19 protein-coding genes are annotated in these 23,295 nt (G+C 43.6%); 3 read left to right on the plus strand and 16 right to left on the minus strand.

Annotation, left to right across the window (positions count from 1 at the left end):
- Positions 1-165 precede the first annotated feature (165 nt).
- Positions 166-1,752, minus strand: a complete 1,587-nt coding sequence (locus tag LDO73_RS15025) for a methyl-accepting chemotaxis protein (RefSeq protein ID WP_224059080.1) — start codon at positions 1,750-1,752, stop codon at positions 166-168.
- 468 nt (positions 1,753-2,220) lie between these two features.
- On the opposite strand from LDO73_RS15025, the gene LDO73_RS15030 reads away from it, so the two are divergent.
- Positions 2,221-2,658, plus strand: coding sequence for a DUF411 domain-containing protein (locus LDO73_RS15030; RefSeq protein WP_224059081.1), 438 nt, complete (start codon positions 2,221-2,223; stop codon positions 2,656-2,658).
- A 72-nt stretch (positions 2,659-2,730) separates the two neighbouring features.
- Here the strand turns inward: LDO73_RS15030 and LDO73_RS15035 are convergent, their stop codons facing one another.
- The 6 genes from LDO73_RS15035 to LDO73_RS15060 form a co-directional block, all read right to left on the minus strand.
- On the minus strand, positions 2,731-3,978 hold the full coding sequence (locus LDO73_RS15035) for an aromatic amino acid transporter (RefSeq protein WP_224059083.1): 1,248 nt from the start codon (positions 3,976-3,978) through the stop codon (positions 2,731-2,733).
- A 64-nt stretch (positions 3,979-4,042) separates the two neighbouring features.
- Complete coding sequence (locus LDO73_RS15040; protein ID WP_224059085.1) at positions 4,043-5,446, minus strand: tryptophanase; 1,404 nt, start codon at positions 5,444-5,446, stop codon at positions 4,043-4,045.
- A gap of 524 nt (positions 5,447-5,970) precedes the next feature.
- On the minus strand, positions 5,971-6,627 hold the full coding sequence (locus tag LDO73_RS15045) for a DUF799 domain-containing protein (RefSeq protein ID WP_224059087.1): 657 nt from the start codon (positions 6,625-6,627) through the stop codon (positions 5,971-5,973).
- Positions 6,624-6,977, minus strand: coding sequence for a DUF4810 domain-containing protein (locus LDO73_RS15050; protein WP_224059089.1), 354 nt, complete (start codon positions 6,975-6,977; stop codon positions 6,624-6,626). The genes LDO73_RS15045 and LDO73_RS15050 overlap by 4 nt, the downstream gene beginning before the upstream one ends.
- 20 nt (positions 6,978-6,997) lie before the next feature.
- Positions 6,998-7,672 carry a CsgG/HfaB family protein gene (locus LDO73_RS15055; RefSeq protein ID WP_224059091.1) on the minus strand — a complete coding sequence of 225 codons (675 nt, stop codon included), beginning with the start codon at positions 7,670-7,672 and terminating at the stop codon, positions 6,998-7,000.
- 384 nt (positions 7,673-8,056) lie between these two features.
- Positions 8,057-8,413 (minus strand): YcgJ family protein, encoded by a 357-nt coding sequence (locus LDO73_RS15060; protein ID WP_224059093.1) that lies wholly within the window; start codon positions 8,411-8,413, stop codon positions 8,057-8,059.
- A gap of 255 nt (positions 8,414-8,668) precedes the next feature.
- Between LDO73_RS15060 and LDO73_RS15065 the strand changes: the two genes are divergently transcribed.
- Entirely contained in the window at positions 8,669-9,961 is a 1,293-nt protein-coding gene (locus LDO73_RS15065) for an MFS transporter (protein ID WP_224059095.1), read from the plus strand.
- 51 nt (positions 9,962-10,012) lie between these two features.
- Here the strand turns inward: LDO73_RS15065 and LDO73_RS15070 are convergent, their stop codons facing one another.
- Positions 10,013-11,143: a hypothetical protein gene (locus LDO73_RS15070; protein ID WP_224059097.1), complete on the minus strand. Its 1,131-nt coding sequence runs from the start codon at positions 11,141-11,143 to the stop codon at positions 10,013-10,015.
- Positions 11,143-12,246 (minus strand): hypothetical protein, encoded by a 1,104-nt coding sequence (locus tag LDO73_RS15075; RefSeq protein ID WP_224059100.1) that lies wholly within the window; start codon positions 12,244-12,246, stop codon positions 11,143-11,145. Before LDO73_RS15075 ends, LDO73_RS15070 begins: the two co-directional genes overlap by 1 nt.
- Before the next feature lie 432 nt (positions 12,247-12,678).
- Here LDO73_RS15075 and LDO73_RS15080 point away from each other — a divergent pair, with 432 nt between their 5' ends.
- Positions 12,679-13,392 (plus strand): UTRA domain-containing protein, encoded by a 714-nt coding sequence (locus LDO73_RS15080; RefSeq protein ID WP_224059101.1) that lies wholly within the window; start codon positions 12,679-12,681, stop codon positions 13,390-13,392.
- A 157-nt stretch (positions 13,393-13,549) separates the two neighbouring features.
- Here LDO73_RS15080 and LDO73_RS15085 read toward each other — a convergent pair whose 3' ends face one another.
- The 7 genes from LDO73_RS15085 to hutU form a co-directional block, all read right to left on the minus strand.
- Entirely contained in the window at positions 13,550-15,232 is a 1,683-nt protein-coding gene (locus LDO73_RS15085; protein WP_224059102.1) for an electron transfer flavoprotein-ubiquinone oxidoreductase, read from the minus strand.
- An 11-nt stretch (positions 15,233-15,243) separates the two neighbouring features.
- Entirely contained in the window at positions 15,244-16,194 is a 951-nt protein-coding gene (locus LDO73_RS15090) for an electron transfer flavoprotein subunit alpha/FixB family protein (RefSeq protein WP_224059103.1), read from the minus strand.
- A 14-nt stretch (positions 16,195-16,208) separates the two neighbouring features.
- On the minus strand, positions 16,209-16,964 hold the full coding sequence (locus tag LDO73_RS15095; RefSeq protein ID WP_224059104.1) for an electron transfer flavoprotein subunit beta/FixA family protein: 756 nt from the start codon (positions 16,962-16,964) through the stop codon (positions 16,209-16,211).
- A gap of 138 nt (positions 16,965-17,102) precedes the next feature.
- Entirely contained in the window at positions 17,103-18,542 is a 1,440-nt protein-coding gene (locus LDO73_RS15100) for a purine-cytosine permease family protein (protein WP_224059105.1), read from the minus strand.
- A gap of 298 nt (positions 18,543-18,840) precedes the next feature.
- On the minus strand, positions 18,841-19,977 hold the full coding sequence (locus LDO73_RS15105) for an acyl-CoA dehydrogenase family protein (protein WP_224059106.1): 1,137 nt from the start codon (positions 19,975-19,977) through the stop codon (positions 18,841-18,843).
- Entirely contained in the window at positions 19,974-21,164 is a 1,191-nt protein-coding gene (locus LDO73_RS15110) for a CaiB/BaiF CoA transferase family protein (RefSeq protein WP_224059107.1), read from the minus strand. Before LDO73_RS15110 ends, LDO73_RS15105 begins: the two co-directional genes overlap by 4 nt.
- Before the next feature lie 57 nt (positions 21,165-21,221).
- A complete protein-coding gene (gene hutU / locus LDO73_RS15115) occupies positions 21,222-22,889 on the minus strand; it encodes a urocanate hydratase (protein WP_224059108.1) in 1,668 nt (555 codons plus the stop codon).
- Positions 22,890-23,295 lie beyond the last annotated feature (406 nt).

Below are 23,295 nucleotides of genomic sequence, written 5' to 3' on the forward strand. Positions count from 1 at the left end.
ATCGGGCACCTCTTTTTACAGCTTCCTACCTTTTTTCTCTCTCTACCTTATTCATTATAAAAATATCAGTGAGATTTATTATCAATAAAACAAATAAAAAACCCAGTACAAATCAGAGTTCATACTGGGTTCAACCTACTAAGTTTTCTTGGTAATTAACGTCTATTATGCAATCGCAACCTTGGAATCAGTGAATGTACGTCCATCACTGGTTAATTGGAACTTGCTCACCGATTCCTGTAACTCTTCAGTTTGATGTTCTAATGAGCTTGCCGCTGTTGCCACTTGCTCAACTAAAGACGCATTTTGCTGTGTCACACTGTCCATTTGAGTGATGGCAACGCCCACCTGTGCGATACCTTTACTTTGCTCCTCCGAAGCTGTCGTGATCTGTTTCATAATCGCCGTTACCTCATTGATCCCTTGCAGAATATTGCTCATTGTCGAGCCCATTTCATGAACCAAATGAGTGCCTTTTTCCACACACGAACTCGATTCCGCAATCAGCTTTTCAATTTCCATTGCCGCATCGGCACTGTGGCTAGCAAGCTTACGAACTTCGGCGGCAACCACCATAAATCCACGTCCATGTACGCCTGCTCGCGCCGCTTCAATGGAGGCATTCAATGCCAAAATATTGGTCTGGAAGCTGATGTCATTCATCATACTGATGATGTCAGAGATCTTCTTCGCACTTTGCGATATTTCATCCATAGTATTTACCACTGACTCAACAATCACATCCCCCTGATTTGCAACGACAAAGGCTTCAGCTGCTAACTGGTTGGCTTGATGGGTATTTTCCACATTCAGTTGTACTGCTGCTGTGATTTGCTCCATGCTCGCTGCGGTCTCTTCCAAGGCTGCTGCTTGCTCTTCCGTTCGTGAGGAAAGGTCACTATTGCCATTAGATATTTCTGTCGCGCCGCGATAAATACTTTCGCTGCCATTGCGGATAGTCAACACAGCGTCACGTAAGCTGTTTTGCATTTCTTCTAATAACGGAAAAAGTTTACCGACACAGTTACGACCAAATGGCTCGATTGGTTGACTTAAATCCCCTTTAGCAATCTTATCGAAGTATTGGCGGATCAACTCCAGTGGTCGTTGCATCATCTTAGCGAGGTAGCGGTCAGTGAAGATCAAAATTAGCAAACCAAAAATGGTCGCAATGATAATCACTACTCGCGTCATGTTCATATGCTCATCAACCGCTTCCCGCGTGTGTTCAATCATCACATCTGCAGTTTGGTTAAACTGAGTGATAGCCGCGCCGAATGTGCGGCTCAATGCTGGCGTAACATTATGGGCATGCGCCAAGTAAGCAGCTTTATCATCCCCCATGGAAATCGCTAATTGCGGTTTCACACCGTCATCGAGCAGCGCTTGCCAGCTGTTAATCACTTGGTCGGAAATGGCTTTATCCATCGGACCTGGGGAAATTGATTTCATCTCCTCGAGATAACGCTCCATATTCACAAGCGCATCTTTGACTAAGGTGTAATCCCCTTCTTTGCCCTCATTTTTGGTTTCCATCACGCGGGTTAAGCGAGTGACAAAACGAAAATACTGGTCATTTCCTTGACTCAGTACCGTCATCTGTTTGACCAATTGCCGGTCAACATGAATACCATCGGAAATGCGAGATAAAGACCAGCCGCTATACAGGCTTATGCCCCCAAGGTTTATGCATAAAATGCCAAGTAGCACGAGCATCACAGCACGTATTGAATAATTTCGAAGTTTCTGCATGGAATTTCTCTTTTGATAAAATAAAATGATCTTTGTTTAATTTATCGGCGGTAAAAGAGAAAAATTTAATTATTTTCAATTGCTTTCTGACTTTTAGACATCAAAAAAATCTCAAAATAATCTGATTAAAAATTGGCTTAATGATTGATTTTAGAGAAATAATGCCTGTTTTTTATCCACAAACATTCTATTTTTATACAATCACCCTATATTCCAGTTTGTGACTAACCTCCCAAAGTATTGTTCTATTTCTGTCAGCAAACCCCATCATCAGGTTCTGTAAATATACGCAAAAATCTGTTTTATCTCTTGAGCTTCCCCCTACAGGAAGCTTTATGGTTGCATCAGTATTCAAACAACTAAATATTAGAAAAACTGCAAAAATAACCTGCTGTTATATTTTAAAATTACCATTTCCAGCGACATGGAATGGCCTCTATTTAATTTCTCTTAAGCAATAGGTAACTTATGAAGAAGATATTATTAACCGCCTTATTAGCCACCTCTTTCTCGTCAATGGCTGCAGTAAATACGATAGAACTTTATAAAGATGAAAATTGTGGCTGCTGCCATCTTTGGGGCGAAGCCGTCAAAGCGGCAGGATACGATGTGCAAGTCCACAATATCTCCTATGAAGAAATTGATAAAATAAATCAAGAGGCTAACCTACCACTCTCTTTACGCAGCTGCCATACCGCCAAGATTAATGGCAAATTGATTGTTGGACATGTTCCTCTCGATAGCATAGCGAAAATAGGCTCCCTCCCTGCGGATGTTGTCGGAATCGCAGTTGGCGGTATGCCTGCAGGCAGCTTAGGTATGGAACAACCAAGTGGATTTAAACAAGCCTATTCAGTGATGAGTTTTAAAAAGGATGGCAGCCAATCCGTATTTAATCGTTATTGATTTCCCATAAAAAAGGTACAGCAAACCCTCGCTGTACCTTTGGCAGTGATTACTACATCTTAATTTGAAAAATTAACGGTATATCGGTAATACATTAAACTGCGCTAACAACTGACAAATAATACCAACAACACCAAAGGCTATAACTGCATAGATTAGCCCTTTGCCTCCCCACACTTTAAAGGTCGAGTTAGGGAAACGCTCTCTCACTTTTAATGCCATGACTGCCGGGCAAATAATTGCCCAGATACACGCCGCCATCCCCGCATAAGCAATCGCAATTAAGAAACCATTTGGGAATAACATGCATAAAACTAGAGGAGGTATAAAACATAAAAGTGCCGTTTTCATTCTGCCTGAAGAGTTATCATTAAAGTTTAGTGACGCCAGAATGTAGTCGAATAAACCAATCGCAACCCCTAAGAATGAACAAAATACAGCACTAATCGAGAACCATAATAAGAATGTCGCAATATGTGGGCTACTTAATACCGCATACAGTGACTCAATAAACGCATCGAGGTTTCCGCCTTTATTAATTATGGTGAGAAATTCTGTTCGAGGTAAATTTCCCATGGTGCCTAATATCCAAAGAAAATAGAGTATTAAAGCCAGCACACAACCAATCACACAACTTTTAACCACTTTACGTTCATTTTCATGATACAGCTTATACAAACTACAGACGTTACCGTGATAACCAAACGAAGTGATGGCATAAGGAATAATAATAAAGACAAATGGTAATAAAGATAGCTGACTGTCTCCCACTGGAGGTTTTAATAATAAGTCAGTTTTTACAATTAAAAACAACCCTGAAAAAGCGAGAATAAATAAAACAATTTTAATAAATAAAAATAATGATGTTAATCGACTTGCAGCAATACCACTCCACCAAATACTTGCACCCAACAGTAAAGTGAAGACAACGAATATCACTCTTAAGTTAACATCAAATCCATATATTGCCGACGCTTCTTTGATAACGGATCCGGCCGCAGAAATATATGCATATATCAATATATATAAAACAAATATTAATGCTGCATTGGCAATATAGCAGGCCCATTTTGGTAATAATTCTTTAGAAATATAAAAGTAGTTAGTGCCGGCTCCATATTTGGATATGCATTCTAAAATATAGATCCCTGAGTGAAACATAAAGAAACAAACAATCAGTAATATTACAATCGAGTTAATAAACCAAGCTCCAGCCATAATTGTCGGTAAGCTAAACATACCTGCCCCGATCATGGCTCCGCCTAGCACAAAACCCCCTACCATTATGGAGGGTTCTTTCTTGGCTGCCGAATTGTTCATGTTGGTCACCTTAAAAATAAGGGATAAGGTTCCCGCATTGCACGGGAACCCGCAGAACTACCTATTATTTGATGGGTTTCAATCTTGCAGTGAAGTGTCTTAATACTGGTGGCTCATATTCGAAATCTAAACCTTTCAGAGTTGCGAATTTATCTTTCAAGCCAATCAGAGCATCTGCAATGTAATCCATATGGTCGTTGGTATAAACGCGTCGTGCGATAGTTAAGCGCATGAATTCCATATCAGCATGTTTTTGCTTGCCCGTTTCAGGGTCACGACCTAATAGGAATGAACCAATTTCAACGGCACGAACACCTGACTCTAAATACAGCGCATTAATTACTGCTTGCGCAGGGAATTGGTCGCCAGGGATCTGTGGAACCAGTTTTTTACAGTCAACGAATACAGCGTGTCCACCGGTAGGATACTGAATTGGAATCCCGCCTTCGCGTAAACGGTCACCCAGATATTTCACCTGACCAATACGATAATGCAGGTAATCTTCCCCTGCCCCTTCTTCTAAACCTTGCACCATTGCCGCCATATCACGACCCGCTAAGCCGCCATAAGTCACGAATCCTTCCATTGGTACACAACGCTGTCTTGCTAAGGTAAAGATTTTTTCATCATTTCTAATCGCAACCAGACCACCAATATTTAATAGTGGGTCTTTTTTCGCTGACATCGTTAATGCATCAGCATATTTGTACATATCCAGAATAACTTGTTTGATCGTCGCGTTTTTATATTTTGGATCACGCTCTTTGATGAAATACGCATTTTCACAGAAACGTGCAGAGTCCATTACCACAAAGATATTATGCTGTTTTGCAATTTCATAAACTTCTTTCAAGTTATCCATCGCAACTGGCTGACCACCCGCACTGTTACAGGTGATGGTAGAAACAATCGCTACCACGTTTTCTGCACCATGTTTTGCAATATTATCTTTTAATTTTTGAATATCGAAATTGCCTTTCCAATCATCATAAGTTTCTGAGTCATAAGCTTTTTCGGTAACAATATTAATCGCTTTACAGCCATTTAATTCAACGTGAGCAGCGGTAGTATCAAAGTGGAAGTTAGAAATAAATACAGGGTTTTTCGCGCCGCCTTGTTCTTGTTTCACTTTCAGTAAAACAGGGAATAACATGTTTTCAGCACCACGACCTTGGTGAGCAGGGATCACATAGTCGTAGTCAAACATCTCTTTAACTTTATCTTTTAAATCATAATAGTTACGAGAACCCGCATACGCTTCATCACCCGTGATCATCGCGGCCCATTGGTGGTCGCTCATTGCGTTAGTACCGGAATCCGTTAACAGGTCAATATAAACAGCACTACTCGGTAACAAGAATGGGTTATAACCCGCCTCTTTTAATGCCGCTTCGCGTTCTTCTCTTGATGGAATACGGATGTTTTCTACCATTTTAATACGGAATGGTTCTACGATTCTTTTAGCCATGATAATACCTTTAATTTTTCATTAAATAATAAAAACAGAAATTCAAACTTATAAAAATAAGCGAATAGATCTTGAGAGAGAGAAAAAAGAAAGGTTATTTGTGCGGGAAGAAAAAGGCTAAAGAAATATCAATATTGAACCATTTCTTCAAATAGAAGAAGCGCCTCGACATTAACAACTCACTTAAAAGAAACATACTATGACTCCCATTAGCAAGGAATTAGTACAACCTTGAGTATGGTATATAACAATTCTTAGATAAATATAATAGCAATTGTCTATTATTTTTACCTACATCACAAAAAGCGTTAAATCCCACTCCGCACTATGATTAGGGTCACAATATTATTTATTTTAATAACTATTAAATAAACGTTAATAAATTGGGGTTATTTTATAATTAAATAATAGATAGTAATCTTAAACTTAATTTTTTAACGTTAAAAACGTCATTTAGAATTGAATTTATTTTAATTAAGTAAAGCCTTATACAACGGCTTTACTTTTAGGAATATTTTTAACAATTACTCTGCATCTTTGCCGTATTTAGGCGATCTCGGCCCATAGAGAATGCCATTTGGTTTACCTGCGGAGAGGAGCCTGACACTTGTTATACCCGCAATACCATAACTCTTATCTGTTATAGTATCTGCAATTTGATTAACAACTGCGGAGACCAAAATGCCAACAATACCATTGGATGATGAGTTATTTTCAGTACTAGAAGCGGTTGCTGAGCCACTCCAGAGTAACGCTCCTGTTCGCGCATCGACAAGCTTAGCAGTTGCTGTCACACGAGTGTCACTCGCAATAACCTGATAACTTGTTCCATATTCGGTAATGCTCAGATATAGGGTCGCATCATTGCCAAAAATTTCGCGTAATTTGGCAGCAGGAACGGCTTGGATATCTCCCGCATTCGTCAAACCATTTTGCTTGAATGTTTCCTCAACTACTGCAACAGGGAATACATAATAGCCAGCTTCAGCTAATGGCAACATCGTTTGAGATAACAGCCCGTGACTTGCTTGCACTTCTGTTGTGCTATTTTGAGGCAGTAATACAAGAATACTTTTTGGCTTACTTTGTTTAAAAGCACTGTAATCTGTTTTAGTGGGTTGAGCACAACCAGATAACAGCCATGCCATAATCAAGCTGCTAATAATCATTAAACGTTTCATTTAATTTTCCCTTTATTTTTCATTAGAAAATCCATGTAAACAGCAGACTCTGGATATAATGCTTTTTCAGTTTTGAATTCACTCATCGCTAAATCAACAGCACCAGTCGTTGCATATAACAATCCTAAATGAGCATGTAATCCAGGTGCAACCGTCAGACCTTTAGCTTTACTTGTTTCAATATTTTTTTTCAGGGTATCAATTTGTTCCTGAGGGCTAGTTTCTGTTTGTTGGTAATGTTGATATACCGTTTGCTGATAACCATCCCAGTTATATAACGGCTTAGGTTCATTCACACAACCATTGAGCAGAATGGCTCCTGCTACAATAAATAATAATTTAGCTTTCATTATATTCCCTTACGTTTTTCTTACTTTGCAGGCTGCCAAGCACCACTTTCAATACCGGAAACTAAGTTATTAACGGCTTCTCTAATCGCTAAATCCAAAACTTTGCCATTTAACGTTGAGTCATAACTTGCCGTTCCACCAAAACCTATTACTTCTCTATTTGATAATTCATATTCCCCAGCACCTTGTGAGGAAAATACCACTTCGGAAGTTTGAACATTTACAACATTTAAATTAACTTTGGCATAAGCAACTTGTGTTTTACCTCTACCTAAAATACCAAATAACTGGCGATCACCAATTTCTTTACGACCAAATTCAGTGACATCGCCGGTAATCACATAAGTCGCTCCTTTTAATTGCTGAGCCTGCCCTTTAATACCCGCTTCTTCTTTTAATTCCTGCATATTGGTGCGATCTAAAACATTAAATCGACCTGTTTGTTGTAAATGTGTTGTCAAAATAGTTTTTGATTGATTACCTAAACGATCAACACCATCAGAAAAAATACCATTCATATAACTCGAACGGTTATCAAATTTCCCTATTGATATTGGGCTTTTAGGGCCAGAGTAATTCGTATTATATGTTGCTACTTTCTCAACGGCTAATGAGCGAGATGATTCGCTAGCACAACCACTTATTAATGCACTTGCAACAAAAAGGACTGCAATACCAACTTTTGATTTATTCATTTAGTAATCTCAATTAAATTTCTATTTGTATTAATTATTGCCTCTGTATTTTGCATCAAGAATCAGTCTTATTCCAGCACAAATAGCTAAATCAACTTCACTCATTAAATATAATTTAAACAGCAAAGATAATTTGAATTATCCAATGATGAAAAATAACAACCCGTTATTACCCTGAAATAGGGTTAAAAAGTTCATTATTCCATTAGTCCAATAATAATTAAATGTAGTCATCTTTAACGAGTAATTAGAATATATTACTTTGCGATTAGCAAATGCAATATAAAAAACCAAAAAGCCCCTGTAATAATTGATTTTCAACTATTCAAGGGCTCTTCTCTGAGTAGGTAAATTATCGTTTAAGGTATTTCCCTCTAAAAGGCATCACTTTCCAAATAATTTTTGCGTGTACTCTTTGGATACTGCACTTCGTTTACCATCCGCCTCAAAGTAACGGTCCACATGGCATTTTTGCTCATTAATATCGCAGAAAACGCCATTGGCAAACGTCATGGCCGTTTTATCAAAATCGCCACCTTGCTCAATCGCTTTCGCGCGTTTATCACCTAAATATTTTTTCGTTAGTGCAACTGAAACACCCTCTTTGGCGCTAACGCACACATATTTATCGCATAACACATTCTTTTCTGGGGATTTTAACACTGAAGCCGATTTTGCTGACGCCAACATTGGCAACGCCGCGATCGCAAGCCCTACGAGACACACTGCTTTTAAGTTCATATAACGCCTTTTTGAGTAATAACACAGCTGCAATATCACATTAGAGTTTTATTTTGTGGATAAATTCCCAGCCGTCATCACTATTTCATGTTTACTGCTAACTCTATCCACTTAGCGCATGATTTTAACTTTTCATTAACAGTTTCAATTGTTATTTATTGCAGAAAAGATGAGTGTATAAGCGGCAATTTAAATAATAAAAACACCTGCAACTCTGCATTCAACCCAACTAAGCACCCCATAAGAGAGTGATGTATGACAACAGAGACAGTCGCGATTAAATCTTTTGGCACCACAAAAACCACCTCGAAAGTGTTATTTATCTGCTGGATGAGCATTCTATTTGAAGGCTATGATGTTGGCGTGATGGGCGCTGTTCTTCCCACTCTCGCAGAATATAAACAGTGGAACCTCACTCCATTAGAGCTTGGCGCTCTCAGTAGCTACGCTTTAGTCGGCATGTTTTTTGGGGCATTTATTATCGGTACGCTGAGTGAACTCTATGGCCGTCGCCGTATGCTTTTAGCTTGCGTCACGCTCTTTTCATTGACCATGCTTGCTGCCGCCCTTGCCCCAACACCATGGGTGTTTGGGTTAATGCGTTTTATTGGGGGCGTTGGACTCGGAGGTGTTATTCCCGTAGCTGCAGCGTTAACCATCGAATATTCCCCTGCTGAAAAACGTTCTTTTAACTACGGCATTATGTATTCCGGTTACTCATTAGGGATCCTCAGCGCCGCTCTGGTTGCCATGTGGTTGCTAGAACAATTTGGATGGCGCAGTGTGATTGGCTTTGGCGCATTACCACTTTTGTTAATTTGGCCGATGGCACGTATCTTACCTGAATCTCTTGAATTTCTGACTCACAAAGGACGCCACACCGAAGCGCAATCCCTAGCACAGAAATTAGACGTTGAATATCAAGCACCACCAGCACAGCAAAAACAGCAACCTCAACGTTTAAAAGAGATAGTCTCCGTGGTTTTTGCATGGACACATTTGCGCGCAACCGCGTGTTTCTGGATAGCCCTATTCTGCGGCATGTTGCTGGTGTATGGCTTAAATACGTGGCTACCGTCGATTATGCGCAAAGAAGGCTATAACTTAGGTTCCAGCCTAACGTTCCTTGTGGTATTTAGCTTAGCATCCGCATTAGGGGGCTTATTCTTAGGGAAAATCGCGGATAAACGCGGCGTTCGGGGCTCAGTTGCATTTTTCTTCTTGCTCGGCGCGATTGGCATTGGCTGCATGGTCTTCAAACAAAATATCTATATTAACTATTTACTTGTGGCATTTGCTGGGGTCGGCAGTATTTCAGCCGCGCTGATTTTGACGGGTTATATCGCCAATTATTACCCATCAAAAGCCCGTGCCTCAGCGACTGGCTGGGCATTAAGTTTCTCACGAATTGGTGCGATGACAGGGCCCATGTTTGGGGCGTATATCGCCAGTATGGGGATAGCAACCAGCTGGAACTTTATCGCTTTTTCGGTGGTCGCGGTGATAGCGGCAACAGCCGTGATTTTACTACCTCAAAAACGCTCATAGATAAAAGACTATTAGCAAATAGGGGCTTATCGCCCTTATTTGCTTTTGAAACTAATACGCGAGACGATAATGCAGTTTCTCGCCAGCTTCTAACTCTGGAGAGTCACTGTAATTGCTTGATAATTCGATGAAACCATGTAATTCAGGAATGTATAATTTTTGGTACCACTCTAACGCTGAACGGCGGTGCAATTGATTGCTAGCAAAATCGAGAATCAAACATTTCTGTCCGCTTCTCGCGGATTCCATCACCAACAAGCCATCGTCCCAGATAATCATATCTTGCAGATGGTTGTAACCCGCTTCTTTGATCAACTTAAAATTCCCACCTTGATACTGATAAAGGGAAAATAATCGGCGGGAAGGCTCCTGAGCCGCCAAATAAATATCCCCTTTCTGATTCTGAACCGCCTCATTAATACGAATAGGCAACCATCGGTGGCTCACCACGTTTTTCTGCGCGATATTCACTACCACTTCAAGAGACCCCATTTCGTTACCGTAGCTGTACCACACAATCACATTGCCATCATGAACCGCATAAGAAAATGTTGAATTATCGGCGATTTCTTCAGGATAAAAACGCTTCACGAGTTCGCGCGGATCCATCAAATATTGCCACGTAAGGCCTCTATCTGCGCTGGTGAAGATCTTTTGGTTATCGATCAGGACATAAGGCTCACCCTGACCACTTTGGTACATTTTTCCGGTAATTGCCGCATAAATGTATTCACCATACCCGTCCTTCCAAGGTGTCAGAGACGTAATCGAATTGTCCGCTAAATTCACAGTGCGATACCCATCACGCACCATTAAAAGGCACCGAGACTCTTCACACACTGCGTTATAAAAACTGTCGCTAAATTGCGTGATAAAACGCACGCCATCTTTATTGGCAAATAGCACCTGATATCTATCTTCCTGTGCAGGCGAAAACAAATCTGACCGATTGTAATAGTAGGATGAGCGGCCATTTTTCTGGGCAATAATCAACGTGCCGTCTTTCGCGGGGTACGTTTTGGCATAATCATAATCCGCAATATAAGCATTGCTCTCTTGGCTATTATCTTTCCATTGCCATGGCGCATCATTCCCACCAAATACCAGTATCAGTGTTGAACCTAAACACACCAAGAAAACGGCACCCGTCATCAGAAAACGCCAACTTAGAAATGGATTCATTAGCGTACCTCCATGACATAAGTATCTTTACCTTGTTGGCGTCGTAATGCGCTCAAGACAGCTTGGGTTTGGTAATAGCCATTACCCCGTTTCGAAAACCGATAATAAGCCGCCATACCAAGGGCAATTAAGAAACAGATACCCAGGGTTATCGAGCTGGCAAAGCCAATGAATATCAAGTCATTATCGAGCAAATACAGCCAATCCCAATAATCCCAGTGATTTCCCCTGTCGACAACATCGCTAATGGCTGTCACGCCAAAAATCGCCAAGAATAGCGCCAAAATAATGCCCGTGATCCCCCATAATGCCAGATACAGCCAGCGTTCTTGCGCCATGCCTCGAGCAGACAAGGTGTAAGCTAAATTATCTTGATGGTTATACAGGCCAAATACGACGCTCTCGGGAAAACCATGTTCAACTTTGGAGTGATAGACTTCGACCTCATCCCCTTGAGCGAGAAAAAAGCTGTGGTTATTAAAGAAAGGTTTTGAGCCATCCAACTTGAGGTTCAAATGGCTTTTATTCACTTGAAGCTCTATTTCATTGCGGGTGTATGTGCCCCCGCGATAATAATATTCAATTGTCTTGATACTCTTAATATTCACTTTGCCTTTTGTCACCTGCAATGAGGTTTCAGGAATAGGCTTTTGCGCTCGAGGATCTATTTTGAGCGGTTTGAATTTCGGGTTTTTAATTCCCTCAATCTGAATCAGATTTTCGCCAGAAATTACCTGAAACTTGCCCGCCATGACTAAATCTAATGCACGTAAGATGGTTTTTCGTTTTCGGCTAAAAATAGTGAAGGTTTGTGAAATACACATAGACAGTAGAACGGCCCCCACAAAAGCCGCCATGCCTAATAATGCCCCTAAAACAATTAACCATGTGCTCTCTTCATCATTAAATACGCAAAAAAATGCGGGGATAAAGAGTGCAGAAAGTCCAAATGATAACAGGTACTGTTTTACTAACCCTTTGTCGAATTTAAGGTTTCTATCGGGTTCCAAACGTCCATGTTCTGGGTGATACACCCAATTGAGCCAATAGCTCCCATCATTCAGTTGTTCAGCAGAAATAATCAACGTATCGTCTTTATTCAATCGTTCCAAAAATATTTGGCTGTTTTCAAAATCTTCAGCATTGAAAAAAAACACCTTATCCGAAGTTATTAGCCTCACCATGCCCTCTGGTGAAACCTGTTTATAATCGCACTGAATTAGCTTAACGTGAAAATATTGAACACCCATCAATGATGCCTATTTGTTATAGTTAATTTAACATTATGATAATAAATAAAGGTATATTGCCCTAGTTAAACTTACCCTATAATAGAACAATTCAGATAATTACAGGCTCAAGGGCATAATCAGTTAAAAGCTGATAAATGCCTGTTTTACTCTTAAAATGCAACCAGGCTCTAGTAAAGGAAATAATTACTGCTAGACTGGCGCAGATGAGTTATTTTGAATACATTACATCCCAAGAAACAGTTATTTTATCCCTACCGTTAACCACAAATTTGAATAAACGCGATGACATCAAAACCGGCCTACAAGCAAATTCAATCTTACATTCTGCGGAGTATTGATTTAGGGATTTTCAAACCCGAAACTCAGATCCCCACTGAACTTGAGTTATGTGCCCAATTTAATGTTAGCCGTATGACGGTAAATAAAGCGATTTCTGAGCTCAGCCAGAAAGGCATCTTAAATCGGATTGCGGGAAAAGGCACATTTGTCGCCACTCAAAAACATGAACTTCCCGTCACTAAAGCCTTTGATATTTTTGATGAAATTTCAGTTAGTGGGAATAAATATGCAGGCCACCAGCTACAGCTAAAAATCATCCCTGCCACCGCAGAAATTGCCCTACAACTTGGCGTCACGGAAGGCAGCAATATTGGCTACTGCAAAATGCTACATTTTGAAAATGACATTCCGCTGATGCTAGAAGAACGCTATGTAAATCACGGAATTGCCCCTGAATTTGTTCAGCAGCATTTTGGCAATAGTGAAACCCCAAGCGGCTATTTACAACGCCATTTCCCTGTCAGTGAAATGGAGCACACCATTGAAGCAATTTTAGCCAATAAGCCAATTGCACAAGCCTTATCCATCAAAGAACATTCCCCTTGTTTGCAACTAAGCCGCCGCACATGGACAGGCAGCACGTTGATCAGCTACGTCAATATGATCAGCGCAGGCTCACGCTATAAGTTAAAATTACATTCCCGCATTGAAAATTAATCTTCAGCGATAAACAGCTATAAAAAATGGGGCACTCTGGCCCCAAAACGACTGATAAACAACTAAAATACCGTTCGATAATCTCCACATCACAGACATTACGTCTGGTATCAACACATCAATATCACAACAAATCATTTTCTCACAGCAAAGATAACTACATACCTTGATAAATAGGTCCTTCTCCCCCTTGGGGTGCTGTCCACGTAATATTTTGCAGAGGGTCTTTAATATCACACGCTTTGCAATGCAGGCAGTTCTGCGCATTTATTTGCAGTTTTTCCTGCTCCTGATCACTCACTATTTCGTACACTCCCGCAGGGCAATATCGCGTTTCCGGTGATGCATAAGTGAATAAATTCACGCGAATAGGAATTTCATTATCTTTTAAACGTAAGTGGCAAGGCTGCTCTTCCGCATGGTTTGTATTGGATAAAAACACCGATGAAGATTTATCAAATGACAGCTTGCCATCCGGTTTTGGGTAATGGATCGGCTGAAATTCACTGGCAGGCCTAAGCCCTTGGTGATCATCCAGTTTGAGCTTAAGCGTCCAAGGGCTACGCCCCTTTAGTAACCATTGCTCTGCGCCGAACATCAACGACCCCATCACTAACCCTTTTTTCATATACGGCTTGAAATTACGGGTCTGATAAAGCTCGTCATACAACCAGCTTTGTTCAAATTTTTGCTGAAATTGGTGGGTAAATTCTGTGTAATTGACGACATCCTCAGCGAAAGAGTCAAATAAAGCCTCTGCCGCTAGCATGCCGCTTTTCACCGCGCAGTGGCTGCCTTTAATGCGTGCAGCATTCAAAAAGCCCGCATCATCTCCAATTAATGCACCGCCGGGGAAGCTTAACTCTGGTAATGCGGGTAAGCCCCCCGCCACCATGGTACGCGCCCCATAACTCACACGCTCACCCCCTTGCAAAAAAGCACTGAAGGCAGGATGGGTTTTCAAACGCTGGAATTCATCGAATGGGGATAAATAGGGGTTTTCATAATTTAGCCCCACCACCAGCCCCACCGCGACCAAGTTTTCCCCATAGTGGTAAGCGAATCCGCCCCCATAGGTTTGGTTATCCAGCGGCCAGCCGATTGAATGCACCACCAGCCCCGCTTGATGCTGCTGTTTAGGAATTTGCCAAATTTCTTTGAGGCCTAATCCATAAGTCTGTTTACCGCGGTTTGCCGCTAAATCGAAGTGGGCAATTAACTGTTTACCTAGTTGCCCTCGGCATCCTTCCGCGAAAAAAGTCATTTTGGCTAATAGGTTCATACCCGCTTGGTACATGGCAGTCGGGTTGCCCTGTTTGTCTAGCCCCATATCGCCAGTGGTGACGCCAATAACCTGTCCTGCATCATCAAAAAGGATTTCGGTAGCCGCAAACCCTGGGAAAATATCGACACCGAGTTGCTCTGCTTCTGCTGCAAGTGCTGCGCTGACTTGCCCAAGGCTGCCAATCACATTACCGTAGTTTTTCAGGCAAGCAGGTAACAAAGATAATGGCAATTTGCTGGCTTTATTCTCTTTGAGCCATAAAAAACGATCTTCACTGACAGCGGTGAGTGAGGCAGAAACCGTTTGCTGCCAGTCGGGTAATAACTCATTCAGTCCACGGGGATCGATGACCGCCCCCGATAAAATATGCGCCCCAACTTCGGCGGCTTTATCAATTAAGCAGACACTGAGTTCCCGTCCTGTTTGTAACGAGAGTTGTTTAATGCGAATTGCCGCCGATAATCCCGCGGGCCCACCACCGACAATCAGGACATCAAACTCCATGGATTCTCGCGCACAAGACGCCGAAACATTCGCACTATTGTCGATAGTCATTTTGCTCTCTCCTACGCCAGCGCTTTATCGAATTCAGGTAAGATCTCAAACAGATCCCCCACAATGCCGTAGTCTGCCACTTGGAAAATCGGCGCTTCTGGATCGCTATTAATCGCCACGATCACTTTGCTCTCTTTCATGCCCGCAATATGTTGAATAGCACCGGAGATCCCAACCGCAATATACAGATCTGGCGCGACGATCTTGCCCGTTTGCCCGACTTGATAATCATTTGGTACATACCCCGCATCAACTGCCGCACGGGATGCCCCCACCGCAGCCCCTAACTTATCGGCGATGGTTTCCAGTAAAGCAAAATTCTCACCGGAACTTAAACCGCGCCCCCCTGAAATCACCACTTTGGCAGAGCTTAACTCCGCGCGGCTCATCTGGGTTAATGACTGGCTAGTCAGTGCCGAAAGTTGGGTGAACTGCGTAACAGAAACAGCTTCTATCACCACCGGTGATTGGGTTGCAGCCGCTCCTGAAAATGCTGAGCTGCGTACGGTGATCACCACCTGATTGCCATTGTTTTGCACCGTTGCCAGCGCATTTCCGGCATAAATTGGGCGAACAAATGTTTGCGCATCGACCACTTGCGTAATATCCGAAATCTGAGAAACACCCAGCGTAGCGGCGACGCGAGGGGCTATGTTTTTACCAAATGTGGTTGCAGGAAAGATAATGTGGCTATAGCCCTGCGCCACGGCAACTACCGCGCTCGTCATGGATTCCGCCAGCGCATTTTTGAGCGGTTCGGCATCGACTGTTATCACCTTTTCGACGCCGAGAATGGATGCCGCGGATTGTGCCACCGCAGCCGCTTGGCTTCCCGCCACCAGCACATGCAGGCTTCCGCCTTGTGCAATGATTTCGCGTGCAGCCGCTATGCTGTTATAGGTTGAAGATTTAATGGTTTGGTTATCGTGCTCAACAACGACTAAAACGGATAATTGGCTCATGTTCAGGCTCCCTGCTAAATCACTTCTTTAGCTTGCAGTTCAGTCACTAACGTGGCGGCATCATTCAACATGGTGCACTGCCCAGAACGCTTTTTTGGTTCAGTCACGTTGACGATTTTCACTTGCCCTAATGGGCTAAAATTCAGTGTGGAAATATCGATGATGTCTAATGTTTTTTTCTTTGCCTTCATAATGTTAGGCAATGTGGCATAGCGAGGTTCATTTAAGCGCAAGTCCGTGGTTACAATCGCAGGCAATCCCATGGATAAAGTTTCTAAGCCGCCATCGATTTCGCGGGTGACTTTCAGTTTTTCACCCTCAACCATAATCTGCGAAGCAAAGGTGGCTTGCGCACAGCCCAATAGTGCGGAAAGCATTTGCCCAGTTTGGTTGCAATCATCATCAATGGCTTGCTTGCCGAGTAAAATTAAATCCGGTTGCTCCTGACTCACCACTTGTTGTAAAAGGCGGGCAATATCCAGCGGCTCTAGCGCCATCTCGGCGGGCTTTTGAATCAAAACAGCTCGGTCAGCTCCAATCGCCATCGCACTACGCAGCGTATCTTGCGCCGCGGCTTCGCCGATGGAGACCGCCACCACTTCGGTGGCTTTACCCGCTTCTTTTAAACGTACCGCCTCTTCTACCGCAATCTCATCGAATGGGTTCATCGCCATTTTGACATTGGCCAGCTCAACCCCTGAGCCATCGGCTTTAACCCGCACTTTGACGTTATGGTCAATCACCCGTTTTACTGCGACTAAAATTTTCATAACCACTCCTATCGCGCACTTTGTTACCGCTATTTTTGAGTTGAGGGAGCCCATAGCAGTGAATATTTTCACTGCTAGGACGCCATCACTGACTATTTTTATCGTTGGAAAATTAAGATGTTATCTAAGAAAAAAGCCTTATTTGGTTTCTGGCAATATCAGGCTTGGTGCCACTGACATTGGCCAAATTTTTACTGCGACATAGTAGATAATGCTGGTGGCAACTAAACCAACAATCCACGAAATATCCACGCCACCTAGGCTATCAACCAGAGGTCCAGTATAGAAACCCGTGGCAATAAATGGCATTTGGATCAATACGCCGACCACATAGGTGATGATCCCCACTTTGTTCCAACGGCCATAACGACCATTCGGATTGGATAATTGCGGGACATCGTAGCGACCTTTCGTCACCCAGTAGTAATCCACTAAGTTAATTGCGCTCCATGGCGTAAAGAACGCCAATAAGAACAGTAAGAACGCCGAGAATAGCTTTAAGAATGAATGCTGCCCAGCAAGACCTAAAGCCGTTGAAAAGCTCACCATGAGGATAATAAAGAACAGACGCTGACCACGGGAAATCTGATGTTTACCACGGAAACCACACCAAATCGCTGCCATCGACATAAAGCTGCCATAAGCATTCAGAGCCGTAATCGTCACTTTGCCAAAGAAAATACTGATATACAGTAGCGCTGCAATTAAGCCCGTGCTGCCTAAGCCAACAATGTAGGAAACTTCATGACCCGCGAATTGATTGCCTGCAAGTGCTGCTGCAAACACCCCCAGGATCATCGAGGCTTGAGTACCGATTACCGTACCTGAACCCACGGCTAAAAACGCTTTGATGGTTGGGGTTTTGGTGGGTAAATAACGGGAGTAATCCGCCACATAAGGGCCAAACGCAATCTGCCAAGAAGCCGACAGCGACATGGCTAATAGGAAATTTGTCCAATCGAAATGACGGTTTGCTAATAATACCGAGACGTCATTCATATAGAACAGACGGAAGAATAGATAGAAGAATGCGATAACGCCGACAACACTCGCCACTTTACCGAGAATGTGGATAATCCGGTAACCGCAAATAGTGATACCGATGATCACAATCCCGAAAATCACGATCCCCATCCAATCACTGACATTCAGTAGTTGCCCCACGGCCTGCCCCGCCAATACGGTCCCACTGGCAGAAAACCCGACGTACATCATACAGACTAATAAAATCGGGATGACGGCACCATAAACCCCAAATTGCACGCGGCTGGAGATCATTTGCGGTAGACCCAGCTTCGGGCCTTGTACAGCATGGAGCGCCATCACTGCGCCCCCCAGTAATTGACCGATAAACAAGCCAATCAACGACCAAAATACATCCCCCCCCAGTACAACAGCTAGGGCACCGGTGACAATTGCGGTGATTTGTAAGTTAGCCCCAAACCACAGTGTGAATTGGCTCGACAAAGTCCCGTGTCGTTCAGATTCAGGAATATAGTCAATGGAACGTGCTTCGATAAGCGGAACATTATCTTGGCGAGACTGCTTTTGCCCGATGATATCGTTGGAAACTGTCATGGTAATTCCTCTTTAAGCAAGGCTGGCTTAAAGAATGAACCAATTAGTCGTCAGCAATGAATTCTCTATGTTGTGAGCACAGACATTTGACGTGATGCAGGTATGTTATTGTTTTATCTACCCGTCATTAATAATTGAAATACATTCTTAAACCTGATTGTTGTTGTGTTTTTAAGTCCATGATCCTGTTGTTAGGCTAGTGCTCCATATTACTTTTAAACAAATAATGATTTTTAAATCAATAACTTGAAAAATCCCGATAAGTCCTGTCTTACCTATCGGGTCGAACACATCAAAATTACGCGTCGAGAACGGCGCGCGAAATAATGATTTTTTGAATTTCTGATGTCCCTTCAAAGATACGCAAAATACGGGCATCTCGTACATAGCGCTCTAGGGGTAGATCGCGAATATAACCATACCCCCCGTGCAGTTGCAGCGCGGCATCCGTCACAAAACCTGCGCACTCCGCCGCAAACAGTTTCGCGGTGGCTGATTGCAAACTAAAACGCTGTCCAGAGTCGCGCAGCTCAGCCGCGTTCCATGTCAGCATTCGTGCCGCTTCCAATTGCGTATGCATATCGGCGATTTTCCATTGCGTTCCTTGATAGGCCGCCAGTGGCTTCTTACCAATCTGACGCTCCTTCACCCAACCTAATGTGCTTTCCATGGCTGCACGGGCGATCCCCAATGAAGTTGCCGCCACTTCCACACGACCTTTATCCAACACTTCCATCGCCGTATGGAACCCTTTGCCCTCTTCCCCCAGCAATGCCGATTCAGGTAACCAGCAGTTGAGCGCTAATTCATAGATGGTGCTACCACGCAGCCCCATGGTTTTTTCTGGCTGAGAGAACGCAACGCCTTCCGTCCCTTTCGGGATCATAAACGCGCTAATGCCACGAGCGCCTGCTTCAACATCCGTTTTGGCATACAGCACAATAAAATCCGCTTCTTTGGCATTGGTAATATAGTGTTTGTTACCACGAATGCGCCAACCGCCATTTTCACGGGTTGCTGTGGTACGCATATCCGCGGGGTTTGAACCTGCGGCTGGCTCTGTTAATCCAAATGCGCCCAGTAATTCACCGCTTGCCGCTTTAGGTAACCAATCATTTTTTTGCTCTTCAGTACCACCGATTAAGATTGAATCCGTGGCTAAGAAATGGGCGGTCAATGCGGATGATGTCGAGGCGCAAGCCGCTGCTACCGCTTCAACAATCATGCTCATGGCAATGCTGCCAATGCCAAAACCACCATATTGCTCCGGTAAGTTAATTCCCCAACAGCCCATTTCACCCAGTGCGATTAAGCTTTCCGCACAGAAAATTTCTTCTTCGTCATAACGTTGAGCATTCGCTTGTAGAATATCGCGACACACTTTTTCAACGGCCTCTACAATGGCGTATTCGGTTTCATTAATCTCAAAACTCATTGCATCGTCTCCGCGCTTTTTATCGTTGTGGTTGTGGCTGCCGATTTATACCGTTCATTACCTTCCCCGAGAACAGGGGCTCTTTGGGTAACTTTTGGTTTCACGCCATTAAAGAAGACAGGCTGAGAAATCAGAGGGGTACCACCATCATTTAAGTGGGTTAGCACCTGACGAACTTCGGCATGCTCGCTTTGCGTTGCTTGCTGTAAATTGTGAATCGGTGAGGCTGGAACCCCAGCATTCAGCAGTAAGTCACACACTTCCTCGACACGCTTTGTTCCTGTCCAGCTTTCAATTTCTTGGCGTAGCGCCGCTTGGTTGATAGTTCGAACTGGGTCGCTCAAGTAACGCGCATCTTGGGATAGCCCGGGTTTCCCCATACATTCACAGAAACGTTGGAACAGTTTTTCACTGGCAATCGCAATCACCACCAAACCATCTTTTGCTTGGTATGTATCAAATGGCGTTGAAACAGGGTGACGATTCCCCACTAAACTTGGCGCTTTACCATTGGCAAATAAGTTAGATAGCCCTGTGAGCTGCATGCTCAGCAGCACATCCACCATGGCAACATCCAGATATTGCGCGCCTTCACCGTGACGTTCACGAGCAAATAGCGCGCTGCTAATCGCCCATGAGGCAAATACACCCGCACAGACATCCCCGATAGATTCACCACTGCGCGTAGGACCCGACTCAGGGGAACCTGTCACGCTCATCAATCCAGACATGGCCTGTGCCACAATGTCATAAGCTGGGTAGCTCGCAAGGGGGCTGTTTTGCCCAAACCCTGAAATGCTGGCGTAAATAATGTTGGGGTTAAGCTGTTTAACACTGTCGAAATCGATCCCAAGACGCTTGGTGACACCAGGGCGGAAGTTTTCCACCACCACATCACTCTCTTTGATCAATTGAAATAAAATCTGACGATCGCCATCATCTTTAAGATCTAACTCAATGCTGCGTTTCCCACGATTAATCAGCCCGTAATAAACACTTTCACCGTCAATAAAAGGACCAAGATGACGGCTATCATCACCATGATCAGGCACTTCGATTTTGATCACCTCTGCGCCCAAGTCTGCCATCATGCCCGTGCAGTAAGGCCCTGCGAGCACACGGCTTAAATCAATTACTTTGATCCCTACCAGAGGCCCGTGTGGTTTTTGAGTCATTGCCGCATTCATCGTGAATTCCTTATGTGAGGCTAAAAGGTGCCGACTCCATAGAGCCGGCATTCGACATTACTTGACCATTGGCAAGTTAAGACCTTGCTGCTTCGCACAATTAATGGCGATGTCATAACCGGCATCCGCATGGCGCATGACGCCAGTTGCAGGGTCGTTGTGCAGCACTCGAGCAAGACGTTTGTCTGCGGCATCGGTGCCATCACACACAATCACCACCCCTGCGTGTTGCGAGAAGCCCATTCCAACGCCGCCGCCATGATGCAGGCTCACCCACGTCGCCCCACCTGCGGTGTTCAGTAGCGCATTGAGTAATGGCCAGTCAGAGACAGCATCAGAGCCATCTTTCATGGATTCGGTTTCACGATGAGGGCTGGCAACGGAGCCAGAATCAAGATGGTCACGCCCAATCACGATAGGGGCTTTTAGCTCGCCACTTTTCACCATCTCGTTAAATGCGCGCCCCAATCTTTCCCTGTCTTTCAGCCCTACCCAACAAATACGCGCGGGTAAACCTTGGAATGCAATACGCTCGCGCGCCATATCCAGCCAGTTATGCAGATGCTTATCATCTGGGATCAGCTCTTTGACTTTTTGGTCGGTTTTGTAGATATCTTCAGGGTCACCCGACAGTGCCACCCAACGGAATGGGCCAATCCCTTCGCAGAACAGTGGACGAATATACGCAGGTACAAATCCTGGGAAATCAAAGGCATTATTCACACCTTCATCTTTGGCCATTTGGCGAATGTTGTTGCCGTAGTCAAAAGCTGCCGAGCCACATTTTTGCATTTGCAGCATGGCATCCACCTGCACTGCCATACTTTTCTTCGCGGCTTTCGTCACTTCAGCTGGCGCAGTTTGTTGCTTGTCACGCCACTGGGCTAATGTCCAACCTTGTGGCAGATAACCGTGTACTGGGTCATGAGCGCTAGTTTGGTCGGTGACTGAGTCTGGTGTGATATTGCGTTTGACTAACTCGCTATACACATCCGCCGCATTGCCTAATAAGCCCACAGAGACTGGCTTACCGCTCGCTTTGGCTTCTTCGATATAGCCCAACGCTTCATCCAGCGAAGTGGCTTTTTTGTCTACGTAACGGGTTCTTAAACGGAAATCGATGCGGCTTTCATCGCACTCAACCGCAATCATGCTAAAGCCAGCCATGGTAGCCGCTAAAGGCTGCGCACCACCCATACCGCCCAAGCCGCCAGTCAGGATCCAACGCCCCGCTGGGTTGCCATTAAAATGCTGTTTTGCCAGTGAAACGAAGGTTTCATAAGTACCTTGCACAATTCCTTGTGAACCGATGTAGATCCATGAGCCGGCAGTCATCTGCCCGTACATCATCAAACCTTTGCGATCTAGTTCGTTGAAATGCTCCCAATTCGCCCAATGAGGAACAATGTTGGAGTTAGCAATTAAAACGCGAGGCGCATCTACATGGGTTGGGAAAACCCCGACAGGTTTACCTGACTGCACCAGCAATGTTTGGTCATCTTCGAGGTTTTTTAAGACGTCTAAAATCTTGTCGTAACATTCCCAGTCACGGGCTGCACGTCCAATGCCACCATACACCACCAAGCTTTGAGGATGTTCAGCGACATCTGGGTCTAAGTTATTTTGGACCATGCGGTAGACGGCTTCAGTCAGCCAGCTTTTGCAGCTCTTTTGACTACCGTGCGGGGCACGGATCACGCGCGTTGAATCTGTACGGTTTAACATTCTTTTATCCCCTATCCATCCACTTGGTTTAACGCAAAATTAACAATTTCGGTTATTTATCATTGTTGAGTTAGTGGCTAACAGATCATTCTTACACCGTGAGAATCTTTAAATTTAACATTTAAATCAATTTGTTAAATAAAGCCAAAGAACGATTAAGAACGACTCTTTTTGCCCTGTTTGCTTAGTTGATAATTAAATATATATACATTTAATTCACAAAGTATATACATTGAAATTTGAATTTTTGTCGCTACAGTGGAGAAGAGAGATAGAGAAAAGTTAGACAACAATAACTAGAGTGCTGTTTCTACACAAAAACTTGTATATACATTTGATTTTCTATGCAGAAACAAGCAAATAACAAAAATGGGAGAAGCCTCACATTAAGCTGATAGCCGTTACA

The sequence above is a fragment of the Providencia alcalifaciens genome (genome assembly GCF_915403165.1).
GTDB classification, from domain to species: domain Bacteria; phylum Pseudomonadota; class Gammaproteobacteria; order Enterobacterales; family Enterobacteriaceae; genus Providencia; species Providencia alcalifaciens_C.

Excerpts from the sequence above, each read along its gene's own strand:
- LDO73_RS15025 (WP_224059080.1), bottom strand. The coding sequence starts at position 1,752 with ATGCAGAAACTTCGAAATTATTCAATACGTGCTGTGATGCTCGTGCTA.
- LDO73_RS15030 (WP_224059081.1), top strand. The coding sequence starts at position 2,221 with ATGAAGAAGATATTATTAACCGCCTTATTAGCCACCTCTTTCTCGTCA.
- LDO73_RS15035 (WP_224059083.1), bottom strand. The coding sequence starts at position 3,978 with ATGAACAATTCGGCAGCCAAGAAAGAACCCTCCATAATGGTAGGGGGT.
- LDO73_RS15040 (WP_224059085.1), bottom strand. The coding sequence starts at position 5,446 with ATGGCTAAAAGAATCGTAGAACCATTCCGTATTAAAATGGTAGAAAAC.
- LDO73_RS15045 (WP_224059087.1), bottom strand. The coding sequence starts at position 6,627 with ATGAAACGTTTAATGATTATTAGCAGCTTGATTATGGCATGGCTGTTA.
- LDO73_RS15050 (WP_224059089.1), bottom strand. The coding sequence starts at position 6,977 with ATGAAAGCTAAATTATTATTTATTGTAGCAGGAGCCATTCTGCTCAAT.
- LDO73_RS15055 (WP_224059091.1), bottom strand. The coding sequence starts at position 7,672 with ATGAATAAATCAAAAGTTGGTATTGCAGTCCTTTTTGTTGCAAGTGCA.
- LDO73_RS15060 (WP_224059093.1), bottom strand. The coding sequence starts at position 8,413 with ATGAACTTAAAAGCAGTGTGTCTCGTAGGGCTTGCGATCGCGGCGTTG.
- LDO73_RS15065 (WP_224059095.1), top strand. The coding sequence starts at position 8,669 with ATGACAACAGAGACAGTCGCGATTAAATCTTTTGGCACCACAAAAACC.
- LDO73_RS15070 (WP_224059097.1), bottom strand. The coding sequence starts at position 11,143 with ATGAATCCATTTCTAAGTTGGCGTTTTCTGATGACGGGTGCCGTTTTC.
- LDO73_RS15080 (WP_224059101.1), top strand. The coding sequence starts at position 12,679 with ATGACATCAAAACCGGCCTACAAGCAAATTCAATCTTACATTCTGCGG.
- LDO73_RS15085 (WP_224059102.1), bottom strand. The coding sequence starts at position 15,232 with ATGACTATCGACAATAGTGCGAATGTTTCGGCGTCTTGTGCGCGAGAA.
- LDO73_RS15090 (WP_224059103.1), bottom strand. The coding sequence starts at position 16,194 with ATGAGCCAATTATCCGTTTTAGTCGTTGTTGAGCACGATAACCAAACC.
- LDO73_RS15095 (WP_224059104.1), bottom strand. The coding sequence starts at position 16,964 with ATGAAAATTTTAGTCGCAGTAAAACGGGTGATTGACCATAACGTCAAA.
- LDO73_RS15100 (WP_224059105.1), bottom strand. The coding sequence starts at position 18,542 with ATGACAGTTTCCAACGATATCATCGGGCAAAAGCAGTCTCGCCAAGAT.
- LDO73_RS15105 (WP_224059106.1), bottom strand. The coding sequence starts at position 19,977 with ATGAGTTTTGAGATTAATGAAACCGAATACGCCATTGTAGAGGCCGTT.
- LDO73_RS15110 (WP_224059107.1), bottom strand. The coding sequence starts at position 21,164 with ATGAATGCGGCAATGACTCAAAAACCACACGGGCCTCTGGTAGGGATC.
- hutU (WP_224059108.1), bottom strand. The coding sequence starts at position 22,889 with ATGTTAAACCGTACAGATTCAACGCGCGTGATCCGTGCCCCGCACGGT.